The sequence below is a fragment of the Treponema porcinum genome (genome assembly GCF_900167145.1).
GTDB lineage: Bacteria > Spirochaetota > Spirochaetia > Treponematales > Treponemataceae > Treponema_D > Treponema_D porcinum.
In genome coordinates this window covers 76926-90596 of record NZ_FUWG01000010.1, presented here as the reverse complement: position 1 = coordinate 90596, position 13671 = coordinate 76926, and the positions used below count along the sequence as shown (strand labels likewise).

16 protein-coding genes are annotated in these 13671 nt (G+C 39.6%); 9 read left to right on the top strand and 7 right to left on the bottom strand.

What is annotated here, in order from left to right:
• Positions 1-609: 609 nt before the first annotated feature.
• Positions 610-759, top strand: coding sequence for a hypothetical protein (locus tag B5D55_RS11585; RefSeq protein WP_159446181.1), 150 nt, complete (start codon positions 610-612; stop codon positions 757-759).
• A 69-nt stretch (positions 760-828) separates the two neighbouring features.
• On the opposite strand, the gene B5D55_RS07585 is transcribed toward B5D55_RS11585, so the two are convergent.
• The 6 genes from B5D55_RS07585 to B5D55_RS07565 all read right to left on the bottom strand — a co-directional run bounded on the left by B5D55_RS07585 (position 829) and on the right by B5D55_RS07565 (position 4904).
• Positions 829-1788 (bottom strand): hypothetical protein, encoded by a 960-nt coding sequence (locus tag B5D55_RS07585; protein WP_078933403.1) that lies wholly within the window; start codon positions 1786-1788, stop codon positions 829-831.
• 82 nt (positions 1789-1870) lie between these two features.
• Positions 1871-2092: a hypothetical protein gene (locus B5D55_RS07580; protein WP_078933402.1), complete on the bottom strand. Its 222-nt coding sequence runs from the start codon at positions 2090-2092 to the stop codon at positions 1871-1873.
• Positions 2093-2346: 254 nt separating this feature from the next.
• Positions 2347-2730: an Rpn family recombination-promoting nuclease/putative transposase gene (locus tag B5D55_RS07575; RefSeq protein WP_078933401.1), complete on the bottom strand. Its 384-nt coding sequence runs from the start codon at positions 2728-2730 to the stop codon at positions 2347-2349.
• Between the two features lie 43 nt (positions 2731-2773).
• Positions 2774-3283 (bottom strand): transposase, encoded by a 510-nt coding sequence (locus B5D55_RS11890; protein WP_234975401.1) that lies wholly within the window; start codon positions 3281-3283, stop codon positions 2774-2776.
• Complete coding sequence (locus B5D55_RS11885; protein ID WP_234975400.1) at positions 3273-3653, bottom strand: hypothetical protein; 381 nt, start codon at positions 3651-3653, stop codon at positions 3273-3275. The genes B5D55_RS11890 and B5D55_RS11885 overlap by 11 nt, the downstream gene beginning before the upstream one ends.
• A 444-nt stretch (positions 3654-4097) precedes the next feature.
• Positions 4098-4904 carry a hypothetical protein gene (locus tag B5D55_RS07565; protein WP_143593267.1) on the bottom strand — a complete coding sequence of 269 codons (807 nt, stop codon included), beginning with the start codon at positions 4902-4904 and terminating at the stop codon, positions 4098-4100.
• A 667-nt stretch (positions 4905-5571) separates the two neighbouring features.
• Between B5D55_RS07565 and B5D55_RS07560 the strand changes: the two genes are divergently transcribed.
• The 6 genes from B5D55_RS07560 to B5D55_RS07535 all read left to right on the top strand — a co-directional run bounded on the left by B5D55_RS07560 (position 5572) and on the right by B5D55_RS07535 (position 12037).
• Positions 5572-6447, top strand: coding sequence for an Rpn family recombination-promoting nuclease/putative transposase (locus B5D55_RS07560; RefSeq protein ID WP_078933399.1), 876 nt, complete (start codon positions 5572-5574; stop codon positions 6445-6447).
• 87 nt (positions 6448-6534) lie between these two features.
• Positions 6535-7128: a peptide deformylase gene (def, locus tag B5D55_RS07555; protein WP_078933398.1), complete on the top strand. Its 594-nt coding sequence runs from the start codon at positions 6535-6537 to the stop codon at positions 7126-7128.
• Positions 7125-8096, top strand: coding sequence for a methionyl-tRNA formyltransferase (gene fmt, locus B5D55_RS07550; RefSeq protein WP_078933397.1), 972 nt, complete (start codon positions 7125-7127; stop codon positions 8094-8096). The genes def and fmt overlap by 4 nt, the downstream gene beginning before the upstream one ends.
• Positions 8097-8237: 141 nt before the next feature.
• The gene (ilvC, locus tag B5D55_RS07545) at positions 8238-9719 is read left to right on the top strand and encodes a ketol-acid reductoisomerase (RefSeq protein ID WP_078933396.1); all 1482 of its coding nucleotides are present in this window, start codon (positions 8238-8240) and stop codon (positions 9717-9719) included.
• A gap of 209 nt (positions 9720-9928) precedes the next feature.
• Positions 9929-11353 carry a methyl-accepting chemotaxis protein gene (locus tag B5D55_RS07540; RefSeq protein ID WP_078933395.1) on the top strand — a complete coding sequence of 475 codons (1425 nt, stop codon included), beginning with the start codon at positions 9929-9931 and terminating at the stop codon, positions 11351-11353.
• 156 nt (positions 11354-11509) lie between these two features.
• Positions 11510-12037 carry a hypothetical protein gene (locus B5D55_RS07535; protein WP_078933394.1) on the top strand — a complete coding sequence of 176 codons (528 nt, stop codon included), beginning with the start codon at positions 11510-11512 and terminating at the stop codon, positions 12035-12037.
• Between the two features lie 88 nt (positions 12038-12125).
• Here the strand turns inward: B5D55_RS07535 and B5D55_RS07530 are convergent, their stop codons facing one another.
• Positions 12126-12716 (bottom strand): DNA-deoxyinosine glycosylase, encoded by a 591-nt coding sequence (locus tag B5D55_RS07530; protein ID WP_078933393.1) that lies wholly within the window; start codon positions 12714-12716, stop codon positions 12126-12128.
• A 74-nt stretch (positions 12717-12790) separates the two neighbouring features.
• Here B5D55_RS07530 and B5D55_RS11470 point away from each other — a divergent pair, with 74 nt between their 5' ends.
• Together B5D55_RS11470 and B5D55_RS07525 are read left to right on the top strand one after the other, a co-directional pair.
• Positions 12791-12955, top strand: coding sequence for a hypothetical protein (locus tag B5D55_RS11470; protein ID WP_234975399.1), 165 nt, complete (start codon positions 12791-12793; stop codon positions 12953-12955).
• Positions 12956-13100: 145 nt separating this feature from the next.
• The gene (locus tag B5D55_RS07525; protein WP_078933392.1) at positions 13101-13658 is read left to right on the top strand and encodes a SpaA isopeptide-forming pilin-related protein; all 558 of its coding nucleotides are present in this window, start codon (positions 13101-13103) and stop codon (positions 13656-13658) included.
• Positions 13659-13671: the final 13 nt, after the last annotated feature.

Here is a 13671-nt window from a genome sequence, read left to right as displayed (position 1 = left end):
GAACTTTTGAATAATCTTTTCAGATATCCTTACACTAAAATTGAATATATTGGACGCTCAGGATAATGTTTTTGGACGCTCAGAATAATATTCTTGGGCGCTCAGGATAATGTTTTTGGGCGCTCAGGATAATGTTTTTGGGCGCTCAGGATAATGTTTTTGGACGCTCAGGATAATGTTTTTGGGCGCTCAGGATAATGTTTTTGGACGCTCAGGATAATTTTTATAGGCTATCGAAATGACTTTTTAGAGATTTCTCGTTGGGAGGGGCGGACAAGTTTGCGTTCGGACAAACTTACGTGGGGGAGGGGACAGCACTTTTATAAAATCTGCCTAGCAGAAATTCCCGAATGGATTATTACTCAAAGTAAAGTTGAATTATTCAACTATGAATATGTTGAAGAAGAATCGTCTGACAGAAAATTCAAAGTAGAAACTACAGTCAAGCTGCCTTTGTTTAATGATAGGTACTTGAAGTGCTTGGAGTGATTCTGATTTTAAGTTGCTATTTTTAAAATAGTATTATATGATTGATTTGTCAGGACTGTAACAGACCATGACCGTTGTCTGAAATATAAGACAGCGCATCCTATTCAAGTGGAGTTTATAATGAAAAGAACATTTTTAGTTTTTATTTCATGTATGATTCTTGGAGTCGTTTTTGCGTCTTGCAAAACAACAAGAGAAACTGTACCAGCACAGTCAGCAGTTATAGAAGGCGAAGTTATCCAGTCTGAAAATCCAGGATTGGAAAAATAAAATTCAAGACTTGAAAATTTAATTTTCAACCGTAAACCTTGTTTTCAAACCGAAAGCAAGGTTTTCTTTTTAAAAAGAAACGCAGAATCCCACAGTTGCTTTAAAACCTTTGTAAGAAAAACCGCCTTGCTGCTGATTTAATTCGCCATTGCGATGATTTTTTCCTTTTGTAAGCAGAATAAAATTTCCTTCAAGCACTGAATTTACAGAAAACCGTTCAGAAATAATAAAATCATTTTTTAAATTCACCTGAAAATTTTTAAACCAAATATAAATAAAATCTTCCGAATAAAAATTACTGCTTTTTCCAAGATGATGATCTTTTGCATATACATAAGTAAAAGGCGCAACAAGAAATCCAATTCCTGTCCGCCACTTTTCAAATAAAACCTTTGAAAAATCGAATCCGGTTAAAATACTGAAAGTCTGATTTTCGTAATCAACGCCGGCAAGATGATATTTTCCGTCAGGGTAATAATGTGCATACGGACTGTCCCAAGAATGAACATTTCCATCTGAAGAATGTGCTGAACCTCCGTACCAACCGTAACCATTTTTAGCATTAAATGAAATAAACGAGTACGAAAACTGAATTAAGGGTTTAAAAGAAAAAACTGAAAAATCAAAACTATATGCAAATCCTGTCTTTACAGAAAAACCTTTATCAAGATAATTTTCATTTATGGAATAGTTGAATTTCATTCCGTCCGTCCAATAATCCGAATCCATCATTGAACCAGAGCGAACTGGAAGTTTTGCGGAAAAATCCAAAGAAAAAATAAATTTATTCAGATTAAAAATGCCTTCAAGCCCGAATATATAAGACGGTTTCTGTTCCCATTCAAGAAGACTGCACATTTCGTCAGCGTATTTTGAATAATCTTCGTAGTAATACGCTTCTTCAATAACACTCGTTTCAATTGCAAAATAAGGAATTAAATTGAATGACAAAGTTTTAGCACACAAAAACGAACTTACCGCAAAAAAAACAGCCGAAGTCAAAATGTACTGTTTCTTAAAAAATCCCATACTGCTACTCTATTTATTTCTCTTTGGAATTTTCAAAGTTACCTCTAAAAACTGAATCTTTTAGAGATAACTTATAATAATTTTACAGGTTTTGAACCTCCTCTAACGAAAGCCCTGTACATTTAGAAATAATCTCCACCGAAACCCCAGATTCTTTAAATTTTCTTGCATTATTTTTTACAGCCAGTTCCTTTTCTTTTTCAGCTTCTTTATAGCCCTTTTCATAAGCTTCTTTAGAAGCTTTCTCAGCAGCCTCTTGAGCGGCGTGTTTGGCGGCTAGTTTTATTTCTTGTTCTAAAGTCATAAAAGTCCTCCGTGAATCTTCAGGGATTTTTGCTTTGAGGACTTTTTCGCTGAGCGTTTTTGAAAATTCGGTTTCGTCCGGCTTCTTTTCTACAAGGAATTTGAAAAAAAGTCCTCAACTTTTCTGTTGGCATTTTATCATACTTTTGGGCATTGCAAAAGACTTTTGTGGTTTTGTCGTCAAGTACAAGGGTGCTGTCTTCGAGGCAGACGCTTTTGAAGGTATAAATCGGTAGGTTCTTGTGGAAGATATCATCAAGGCGAGATTACATAACTTTCAGTGAGGGATTCGTAGTCCTCCCCTGCGTGTAGTGAAGAAACATCCAACACACTTTGATAATAGCGAGCCCGAAGCGGAAGGTAATCTTTTCCGATAACCTGCATTTCAATATCAAAAATTCTATCAGTGTCATCTTTCACGAAAACATCGAGTCGGATTCCCTTAGCGAAAAAATCGACATTAAGAGTTGTTTCAGGCTGTGCAAGACTGATGCTTTCAATTTTAATATTCAAAAGCATTTCAAGGAATTTCTTGCAGAGGTCAAGGTTCTCGGACATTACCTTGCAGAAGATGAAGTTGTTCGAAAGCGAGGCTTCTTCCCATTGTTTTTCAAGTTCTTTGTCTACATAAATTTTCATGGTTATTCTCCAGTATTTATATTTAGCCCGAAATTCGAGTTTTCTAAATTAACCGTAATCTGAAAAAGTTTTGATAAAAGTCCAGATTGCGGTTAATCATATAAGCTGCAATGCTATAGAAAAAGTGCTGGAACATACCGATAATACTTCTTGCCTTATGATATTCAAGCTGAAAGTTATTTTTCAATGTTCCCCAGTCTGATTCAATGATGCTTCTGTGCTTGATATGATAGCATTCAAAACGGCTCATAAGTCTGTTCATATTTTTTCTTGGAGCAGCTTCAAATTTGATTCCCTTTTCTTCCATTTGTTTTAAAACATCTTTTTTCTGTAAATATCCTGCATCTGCAAATATTGTCCCCTTTACAACTTCTGCAAGTTTTTCTGCAATTTTACAGTCAGCAATATTTGCATAACTGAAGATGATGTTTTCAAAATCCCCATGTTCATTGCAGATTCCGCTCATTTTGAATCCGTACCACCATCCTTTTGTAGATTTACTTCTTCTTGCAATGACCTTTGTTACTTTGTGAGAGTAAATTTTATGATTCATGCAGACCTGTTATTGGTGTAGAATCCATGTAATGTATTTCTAATTCTTTTTTCCTGTTCATTTCCATCAGGAAGTTCATAAATGCAAGGATGAATACAGTCGATTTATTTGTTGCCTTCATGAAATTCTCATAATTCGGGAGATTTGGAACTTTGTCACTCATCAGTTCTTTTATCATTTTATGATAATTTTTCAGATCTCCCATTTTAAAATGAAATCTGTAGATGTTCAGCGCGACAATCTGCTCAAGACTCAATTGTCTTTTAGGTCCCCGCTTTCCATTGAACTTTGAAATAAGAAATTCATACATCAAATTGCCTTTAAGGCTCTTGAAAAACATGCTGGTTAAGTTGTAAATTTGTTCATACATAAGCGTAACTCTTTTGGATTTTTTTTGTGGTGATTAAAATTTTAAAGATTTACGCTTTTTTTGTAAATTCTCAACTAAACTCGAAATTCAGGCTATTTAGAAAAAATTTTTTCTTCATAATATATATGCGTTAAAGTGTCACTTTCGGCAAAAAAACGAGAAAAAAAGTTTAAAAAATTGTGATTTTTTTTTGCAGTTTGGAAGGTGGAGTGGTAATGATGCCCTGCGACAGTAATTTTGTCAGCAGACGGTAGTGCTCTGTTGTCATGCTCGTTTCAGCATCCCTCTAACGGTTGTAAAGACCTATTAATTGGATTCCGAAACGAGTTCGGAATGACAGGTGGACAGTCGGAATGGTGGGGGCGGGCAGGGGTGAATGTATTTAAAAACAAAAGAGACCGCCTTTAATAAGACAGCCCCTTTCTAAAATCTGACTAGCAGAAATTAGTCCTCATCAACACCAACTTCTTTGTAGTCGCCGCGGTATGTCCAAGTACCTTTAAGAGTTTTTTCTTTATATACATTTGCATAAACTGCAAGCTTATTCTGAGTAAGCTTTGTATAACCAGTTGCAATTGTTGCTACAGGAGATGTATCTGATAAATCAATTTCGTTTTTGTTTTCATCAACAAGCTTACCATTTGCATCAAGATTTGCTACTTTATTGTTAATAAGATATACTTTATAAATAAATTCATCTTTTTTATAGGCCTTTTTTGCTGAATCTGTACCATTTTCAGTAGCTTTTTCTTCAATTGCATAAGCGTAAACTGTTACTTTACTATCAGTGCCTTTCTCACCTTGTGCTTTAGCAAATGCTTTTACATATTCAGTTTCTTTTGCAGGATTTTCTGCAAGTCCTGTTCCGAAGTTTTCTGCCTGAATGTCTGTAACATTATCAAAGCGTGAAACGTAGTAACCGAGCCCCCCTTTAGTATCAGCTGTTCTTACACCAATTACATTGAAACTTTTTACTCCGTCTTTTTCTTCAAGGTCAAAGATAAGACCCATAACACCAGCCTCTTTAGTGTCACTGTTTACGTTTAAGAAATCGAGCTGAACGGCAGCACCAGCGTGTTTATAAGCAGTTGAATGGTAACCACGGCTAGTCACTGTAGTTGTGTTTGTGTAGTCAATTTCATACTTCTTGTTGCTTCCTGTAATCATTTCATTCGGATCGTCATCTTCTGAACATCCAGCAAAAGCGAACAATGCAGCGGCAGCAATTGTAACGGCTGCAATTTTTTTCATAATTTTCATTTGTATACCTCTCGAATTACGTTGCTGGAATTTTTCCTTAGTCTTTCACCGAAAGCACTGCAGGAAACACAACGTATTAGTTTATTAAAACTATATAAGCAAAATTTCTTTAAATCAAGTTTTTTTGTAACATTTAACATAGAAAATTGTTATTGCGTAAGTGCAGGGGAGGGGCGGCGCGCCTGAAAATCTGCATATTCCCGGAAACTTACTTATCGATTCTTTATTCCTATAATAAAATATATGTTGCAAGCCGCTGTTCCTTCCGTACAAAAATATTTTTCGCACTGAATGTAAAAAAATCCAAAAAAAATTCAATTTTTTTTCAAATTTCCCTGCACTTTTTTGCCCAAAATGAAAGATAAATTCGATTTATATGTAGGGAGAAAAATCCCGAACAAAACACACAGGAGCGTATAAACAAAACTTTGACTGAAATGGCGTCAAAGTTTTGTTTTACAAGTTCGCGTTGCGAACTTCCTTATCAACTGCCGCTTCTCATTTCATTGCGAAGCGGCATAAAAAGTCAATCGATTGTTGAAACAACCTTCTTGACTTTTTATGGGAGGGTATAAACAAAATTTTGACTGAAATAGCGTCAAGGTTTTGTTTTACAAGTTCGCATTGCGGACTTCCTCATCTTCTGCAAGGAGAATATATGCACGAATACTATCCGCCGGAGCTTCTTAAGGAATGGGAAGAAGCTTCACTTTCCAACAATTTCATATTTTGCAAGGTAATGTCCGAAAATCTAGACATCTGTAAAGAATTCCTTGAAATGCTTTTGAACATTCAGATTGAAAGCATAAGCCTTGCCCAGCCGGAAAAGACGCTTGACGTAGACTTTTTTGCAAAAGGCATACGCCTTGACGTCTTCGTAAAGGACGAAACTGACCGTTCCTATGACATTGAGATGCAGGTCATCGGAAAAAAGCACCTTCCTCTAAGGGCGCGCTATTACCAGAGCGTCCTTGACATTTCTTCCCTGCACGCCGGCGAAGATTACGAATGCCTTGCCGAAAGTTATGTAATTTTCCTCTGTCTTGAAGACATTTTCCACAAGGGACTTCCGATTTACACATTCAAAAGCGTCTGCCTTGAAGACACAAAACTTTTCCTCGACGACAAAACCACAAAAGTCTTTTGCAATGCACTTAAGTATGATAAAATGCCTGCTGAAAAGCTCAGGACTTTTTTCAAATTTCTTGTAGAAAAGAAACCGGACGAAACCGAATTTTCAAAAACGCTCAGCGAAAAAGTCCTCAAAGCAAAAATCCCGGAAGATTCACGGAGGACATTTATGACTTTAGAACAAGAAATAAAACTCGCTGCAAAACATGCCGCTCAAGAAGCTTATGAAAAGGGATATAAAGAAGCATATAAGGAAGCTGAAACAGAAAAGGATCTAGCTGTAAAAAAGGCTGCGGAAAATAATGCAAGAAATAATGCAAGAAAACTTAAAGAATCCGGTGTTTCAGTGGAAATAATTTCCAAATGCACAGGGCTTTCGTTACAGCAAATACAGGAACTGTAAAATTCTGGTCTGCAGTTTTCTAATTCGCGATTTTCTGCTATCATTTTAAAGTTAATTATATAGAAAAAAACGCTGGAGGCGGGCAGAATGAGAATTACAAAATTAGGCGAAGAAATTTTACGGCAGAAGGCAGAGCCTGTTAAGCCGGAAGAAATAAACGATGACCTGCGGAACTTTTTGAACGAAATGTTCGAAGCGATGATTGCGGCGGATGGAGTAGGGCTTGCAGGACCTCAGGCAGGAATAAGCAAGCGTCTTTTTGTTGTTATTGCAGATGATGATGTGCGCCGCGTATTCATCAATCCGCAGATTATTTCTACCAGCGCAGAAATGGTTGATTTTGAGGAGGGCTGTCTTAGCGTTCCTCAGGTGTACGAATCCATTTCACGTCCAAAAAAGGTAACTGTTCAGGCATTTAATGAGAACGGAAGACCGTTTACCCTTGAAGCAGACGGTCTTCTTGCTCGTGTTATCCAGCACGAATATGACCATCTGGACGGAATTCTTTTTATTGACCGCGGAGACAAGGCTTTTGCAGAAAAGACTGCGGCTCAGTTTAAAAAACGTGCAGAACGTGCAGAGCAGAAGCGCCTTGAACGCGAAGCAAAGGAGCGAAGGATTGCGGCAAAAAAGGCTGCTGCTGCTGCAAAAAAGACTAAGTCTTCCGGCGGTGAAAAATGATTCGCGTACTGTATGCCGGAAGCCCCGATGCTTCTGCGGAAACTTTGCGTATTCTTCTTGAAAAAAGTTCTTCCTGCGGCTTTGAAATCGCAGGAGTCCTTACAAATCCTCCGTCTGCGCAGGGAAGGCACAAAACGCCTGTTCCTACGGCGACTGCTGTTCTTGCAAGGGAAAACGCGCTCCCAGTTCTTGAGCCGGAACACCTTGACGGCGCGTGCCGCGAAGAAACCGCCGCGCTTAATCCCGACATTCTTGTATGTTTTGCATACGGTCATATTTTCGGTCCGAAGTTTATGTCATTGTTCCGTTTTGGCGGAATAAATCTTCATCCGTCGGCGCTTCCGCAATACCGCGGCTGTACTCCTGTTCCGGCAGCTATACTGAACGGCGACGATACGACAGCCTTTACTGTGCAGAAAGTAAGCGAAAAAATGGACGAAGGAAATATTCTTGCGCAGGTTTCCGTTCCGCTTACAAAGACAGAAACTGGCGGTTCTCTTTTAAATGATGCGGCAGTTCGCGGTGCGGAGCTTTTGTGCGGAGTTCTTGCTGATATTTCAAAAACAGGAACTGTGCCGGAAGGACGCGTTCAGGAAGGAAAAGCAACTTATACTGGAATAATTACAAAACAGGATGCAAAAATTGACTGGAGCAAAAGTGCAGAAGCTGTTGACGCTCAGGTGCGTGCGTATTTTCCTTCTCCGGCTGCGTGGACTACGGAAAACGGTCTTTCCCTGAAAATTCTTTCTGCAGTTCAAGTCCGTGAAGATGATTCTCTTGTAACGGAAGAAATGCGTGCCGCTGCTCCCGGTACTGTATGCGCATTTATAAAACAGGCTGGTATTTTTGTGCGCTGCGGAACTGGCTTTCTTGCAGTAAAAAACTTGCAGCGGCAGGGAAAAAACGCCGTGGACTATAAGTCATTTATGAATGGTGCACGTGATTTTATAGGTACGCATCTTGAATAGCCCGGCTGTTTTTCTAAAGCCGGAATATTTTGTGTTGCATATTATGCAATATTAAAATTACAATCTTTCACTTTACGCATTTTTTATTCCTCTATATAATAAGTTTTATAACAAAGCAAAATTATTTTTAGAGGTTTTAATATGGGAAACAATTATTTTAATTCAATTCCGTGGCGTGAGGCTCGTCTTCAGCTTGGACACTGCCGCTCAATGGCAAAAGAAGAATTTGCTGACGGAGTAAAGGCTCTTAAAGGCAAGAAAATTGTTATCGTCGGTTGCGGCGCTCAGGGATTGAACCAGGGACTTTGTCTTCGTGATTCAGGTCTTGATGTAAGTTATGCCCTCCGCGAAAGCGCAATTACGGAAAAACGCCAGTCATGGAAAAATGCGACTGAAAACGGTTTTAAAGTCGGAACTTATGACGAGATGATTCCGACAGCTGACCTTGTAGGAAACCTTACTCCAGACAAGCAGCACACTCCTGTAATTACAGAAGTTATGGCAAAAATGAAAAAAGGTTCTGCACTGTGGTACAGCCACGGATTCAATATGATTGAAGAAGGAATGCAGATTCGCAAGGATATTACTGTTATTATGTGTGCACCAAAAGGTCCTGGAACGGAAGTATGGCACGAATTCCAGCGTGGATTTGGTGTACCGGACTTAATCGCCGTTCATCCGGACAACGACCCGGAAGGAAAAGGCTGGGCTTATGCAAAGGCTCTTGCAGTCGGAATGGGCGGTTCTAAAGCCGGTGTTCTTGAATCAAGTTTTGTTGCAGAAGTAAAGTCTGACCTTATGGGTGAACAGACAATTCTTTGCGGTATGCTTCAGGCTGGAACGATTGTCTGCTATGACAAGATGGTAAGCGAAGGAATTGCTCCTGAATATGCAACAAAACTTTTGATGCACGGATGGAACGTTATTTCTGAGGCATTGAAATGGGGCGGAATTACAAATATGATGGACCGCCTTTCAAATCCGGCAAAAATCAAGGCAAACGAACTTTCCAAGAAAATCAAAAAGCTCCTTGCACCTCTTTATCAGAAGCACATGGACGATATTATCAGCGGAAAATTCTCTTCAACGATGATGAAAGACTGGGCAAACAAAGACCACGACCTTCTTACATGGCGCGAAGAAACAGGAAAACTTCCGTTTGAATCAACAACTGAGTCTTCAGAAGAAATTACTGAGCAGGAATATTTTGACAAGGGAATCCTTCTTGTTGCAATGGTAAAAGCCGGCTGTGAACTTGCGTTTGAAACGATGGTTGATGCTGGAATTAAGGAAGAATCTGCTTACTACGAATCACTCCACGAAGTTCCGCTTATCGCAAACCTTATTGACCGCAAACGTCTTTACGAAATGAACCGCGTTATCTCTGATACTGCTGAATACGGATGTTATCTGTTCAGCCGCGTTGCTGCTCCGATGATGGCAAAAGATTTGATGCCTGAACTTCACATTGACGTAATCGGAAAAGGTCTTGATGTTAAGGATTTAAGCGTAAGCAATACTGAACTTGTTGCCGTGAACGAAGAAATCAGAAATCACCCGATTGAAGTTGTCGGACGTAAGTTGCGTGATTATATGACAGCAATGAAACCGCTTATAAAATAAACTGTTTCATCGTATGACAGCAATGAAAGCACTGGTTTAAGTTTTTTCTTAACTTAAGAAAAACTTAAACCGGTGCTTTTTTTAGAAAAGGCGGAGATTTTTAGGGGAAATGCTGAATAAATCCTGTTGAGGATTTTTCAGTGTTTCCCCTGAATGTAACGTTTCTTCGGAAACATTGACTTTTACCATATCCACTATATAATTATCGTATGTTTACATTCTTAAAAAAGCCTGCGGTGATTTCTGAGTCAGAAGAACTGCAGCCGAACGTTGAGTCCGTGGATAAGTGTTTTCTCAATTTTGTTGATTTGATGGAGAAGATGTCGCTTTTGTTCAGGAAGAACATTGCGTCATCTTCTGATGTTATTTCCCATGTGCTTCGCCAGCAGGAAAAATTCCAGCTTTTTTCCGGCAGCATGGAAGAAACTGTTTCTGCAATAGTTTCAATCAATTCTCAGATAGCGGAAGTCAATTCCTTTATAGAAAATCTTGATGCTGCCGTCCATTCGTCAAGTGCGGCAATCGAGCAGATTACTTCTTCTGTTCATAACGTTGCGGACATTGTTTCCGAGCGTATTTCCATTACAAAAGAACTGTCAGAGGCCGCCGGCAACGGATCTGAAAAAGTCCGCAAGGTTCTTGGCGTTATAGATGTTCTTAGCCAGAATGTAGATGCAATCAAGGGTGTTATTGCGGCAATTAATGAAATAAGCGAAAAAACAAATCTTCTTGCAATGAATGCGGCAATTGAGGCGGCGCATGCAGGAAAAGCAGGTCTTGGATTTGCAGTTGTTGCCGGTGAAATCCGTTCTCTTTCTGAAGTTACCCGTAAAAATGCTGCTGACATTCAGAAAACGCTGAAAAGTATGATTACGACGCTTTCCGACGCGCACATAACGGCGGACGAAGCCGGCGGCGCGATGAAATATATCGGCGGAAAAGTTCAGGAAACGACGGAATCTTTCAATGAAATTACAAGCGAGATGGAAAGCCTTTCTGACGGAAGCGACAATATTCTTGCGTCCGTGCGTACGATTTCCGGCTCAAGCGAAGACTTGAAAAACCGCTTTTCTTCCGTTGCTGCAAACATGAACACAATCGTTTCATCTACAGAAAGCGGAAAGGCAAGTTTTGACGAAATAAAAGCCAGTTCGGAGCAGATAAGCGGCCTTATGAGTGCTGATTTATTCAATATGAATGATATGATTCAGTGTGCACTTGATATAGACGGCTGCCTTGCAAAGAAACAGCAGGAAGCAGCTGCTGCAAGCGGTGTGCCTTCGTTCCCGTTTACGAACATAATTCTTAAGCATCTTAGCTGGGTAACCAAGGTTCGCGCACTTATTGACGGAAAACTTTCTGGAGAAGGTATTTCTCTTGGCGACCATCATGCATGCGATTTGGGAAAATGGATTGATACGCAGGCAGAGTCGCTTGGACTTTCGGAAAAACCGTCGTTCAAGGCGCTTGTTGAATCTCACGAGGCACTTCATTCTGTTGTGCATGATGTCTTCAACAATCTTGAAACTTTGAGCCTGTCTGAACGCGAAGACCGCTATGCAACTCTTCTTAAAAAATCTCAGGCGGTAATTGATAATCTTGTTGTCATACGTTCTGAATTAAAAACAGCGTAGCATTATCTGAAAACTAAGGAAGTGCTGATTAACACTTGAAGCGATTACTCAGCACTTCCCGTCAAATTGACGTAAGTCATTGACTTACGGACGGTTAGCTGCATTCAGTGTTAACCTAAGAAAAATAAAATATAAAATTGAAAAAGGTGGTTATTTATGGAAGAAAATGAGCAGGAGATTCCAGTTGCCGAACAGTTCAGAAACCGCGTTATTCTAAAGGCGGCGCGCATAGAAAAGGTGGAACAGCATCCCGGCGGAAGTCTTTTGTATATTCTTACTCTTGAGTGCGGCGACGAAGAACCTCGTCAGATTGTAAGTTCAATCGTTCCGTTTTACAAACCGGAAGAACTTTTGGGAAAAACGATTGTAATTGTATATAATTTAAAGCCGGCTAATTTCCGTGGTGTCCGCAGTAACGGTATGCTGCTTGCCGCGTCTGATCCTGCTGTAAAAGATCACGAAACGTGCGAAGTTCTTTTTGCGCCGCAGTTTGCGCCGGGAACAATTCTTGAACCGGAAGGATATGATGCTCCGACTGAAAAATACTGCTACGTAAAGCCTGATAAGTTTTTTTCAATGCCGTTGTATACAAAAGACGGTTTTGTTGAGGTGGACGGTAAAAAAATCGGTGCAGACGGCAAATTTCTTACCGCAGAAATCTACAGGAACGGAGATGTAGGCTGATTTTATCCCCAAATCAAGTTACGATGGAATTGTGCACAAAAATATAATCGACTGGCTTTTAGAATCATAAGCGGTACGGTTGTGCGGTTTATATAAATTTCAAAATCTCCCTTTTATATTCTTCTGTAAGTTTTTCGGTTGGCCAGGCTGCCTGGTTTGCGGGGCTTGTGGACGGAAGGTAGGAAAAGGGCGTGCTGTATTTTTGTGAGCAGTGCTTTTTGTAAAGGTTAAAGGCGGTTTTTCCTGTGCAGAAAATGTGCGCGATTTTTGATGCGGCAAGAATTTCTGAAAAATCGTTTGGAAGTTCCTTATTAATAGAAGAATCTGATGCGCCGGTAATTTCACATTCAGAAAGGACGTCCCAAAGCGCAATGTGACGGCATTCAAGAAAAGCAATTCGCTCTTCTATTGCCGCTTTTTTGTCGGCATCGTTGTTTCTGTGCAAAAACTCTTCGCCAAAAATCTGCGCCAGCACCGGCCAAAATCTGTTCTGTGCGTGCATATAAAAAAATCCAGCTTTGCGGGAAGCAGGAGAAGGCATTGTTCCCAAAATCAAAATGCGGCTTTCCGAGTTCCAGACCGGCGCGATTGTGTGCGTTACGAATTTTCTGTTTTCCGATTTATCTTCAGCCGTAATTCTTTTCTGCAAAATAACCTGACGGTCTATTGTTGTTTCCATATTTCAAATGTAAAACATAAGATAGTCAATGTAAAGCAAAGTATTTTCTGCATTCCGTTTTATGGGAGTTTGCAATGTTTAATCGCAAAGATTATGTTAGTGACAAGGCCTGGGCGCGTTTTCTGGAGTTTTCAAAGGATCTTGAAACTCCGAATATTGTCATCAATCTGAATACGGTAAAAAGCAGTTTCATCAATCTGAAGGGGGCTTTTCCGCCGATAAAAACGTATTTTATGTAGAAAAAAAACTTAAAGTGGTGATAAAATGAATTGTCTGCAAAAGCGTATTTCTATGTTTTTGCAGACAGTATCAGGCTGTTTCCTAAATTCAATCTTTTCAATTTGAATATGTTGGACAGTCATTAGTCTAGATGGAGTTATTGGTATGAAAAAAAGTATTGTCTGTTTTGCTGCATTTTTATCTGCCATTCTGTTTTCGGGCTGTTCTTCCCTTCCTGAACCGTCTGAAAAAAATCGTACCTTGTTGTACGCGAATACGGAGTATTTCGGTGCGTATACGTTTGGCGGAAACGAATCTGCCGAGGTGAAAAAGCAGATTTCCGGTATTACTGTGAAAATCAAGAATATAGCAACAAAAAAGACTTATACGCTTGTAAGTAATGCAAAAGGCGAGATTATACGGGCAAATCTGCCGGAAGGAACATATATTATAGCGGAAATCAGTTCTGAATTTGAGTATGACGGCAGAAACTGGGTGTCTAATTGTGTTCCGCGGACGAATGATGTTTCTGCCTATTTTAAAATTCGTCCAGGTGTCGTAAATCTGGGAGTTATCCACCTTCAGATTAATTTTGATGACGGTTGGGGGCGTGTTTCCTGGATGAATTCACCTGAGGTAGCGCAAAGCCGGTTTGAAGAAATTCATTTTGATTCCTGGTGGATAGCCGAAGACTGGTTTACGATGATTGAATCCCGTCAGTAAATATCTGCTTTTT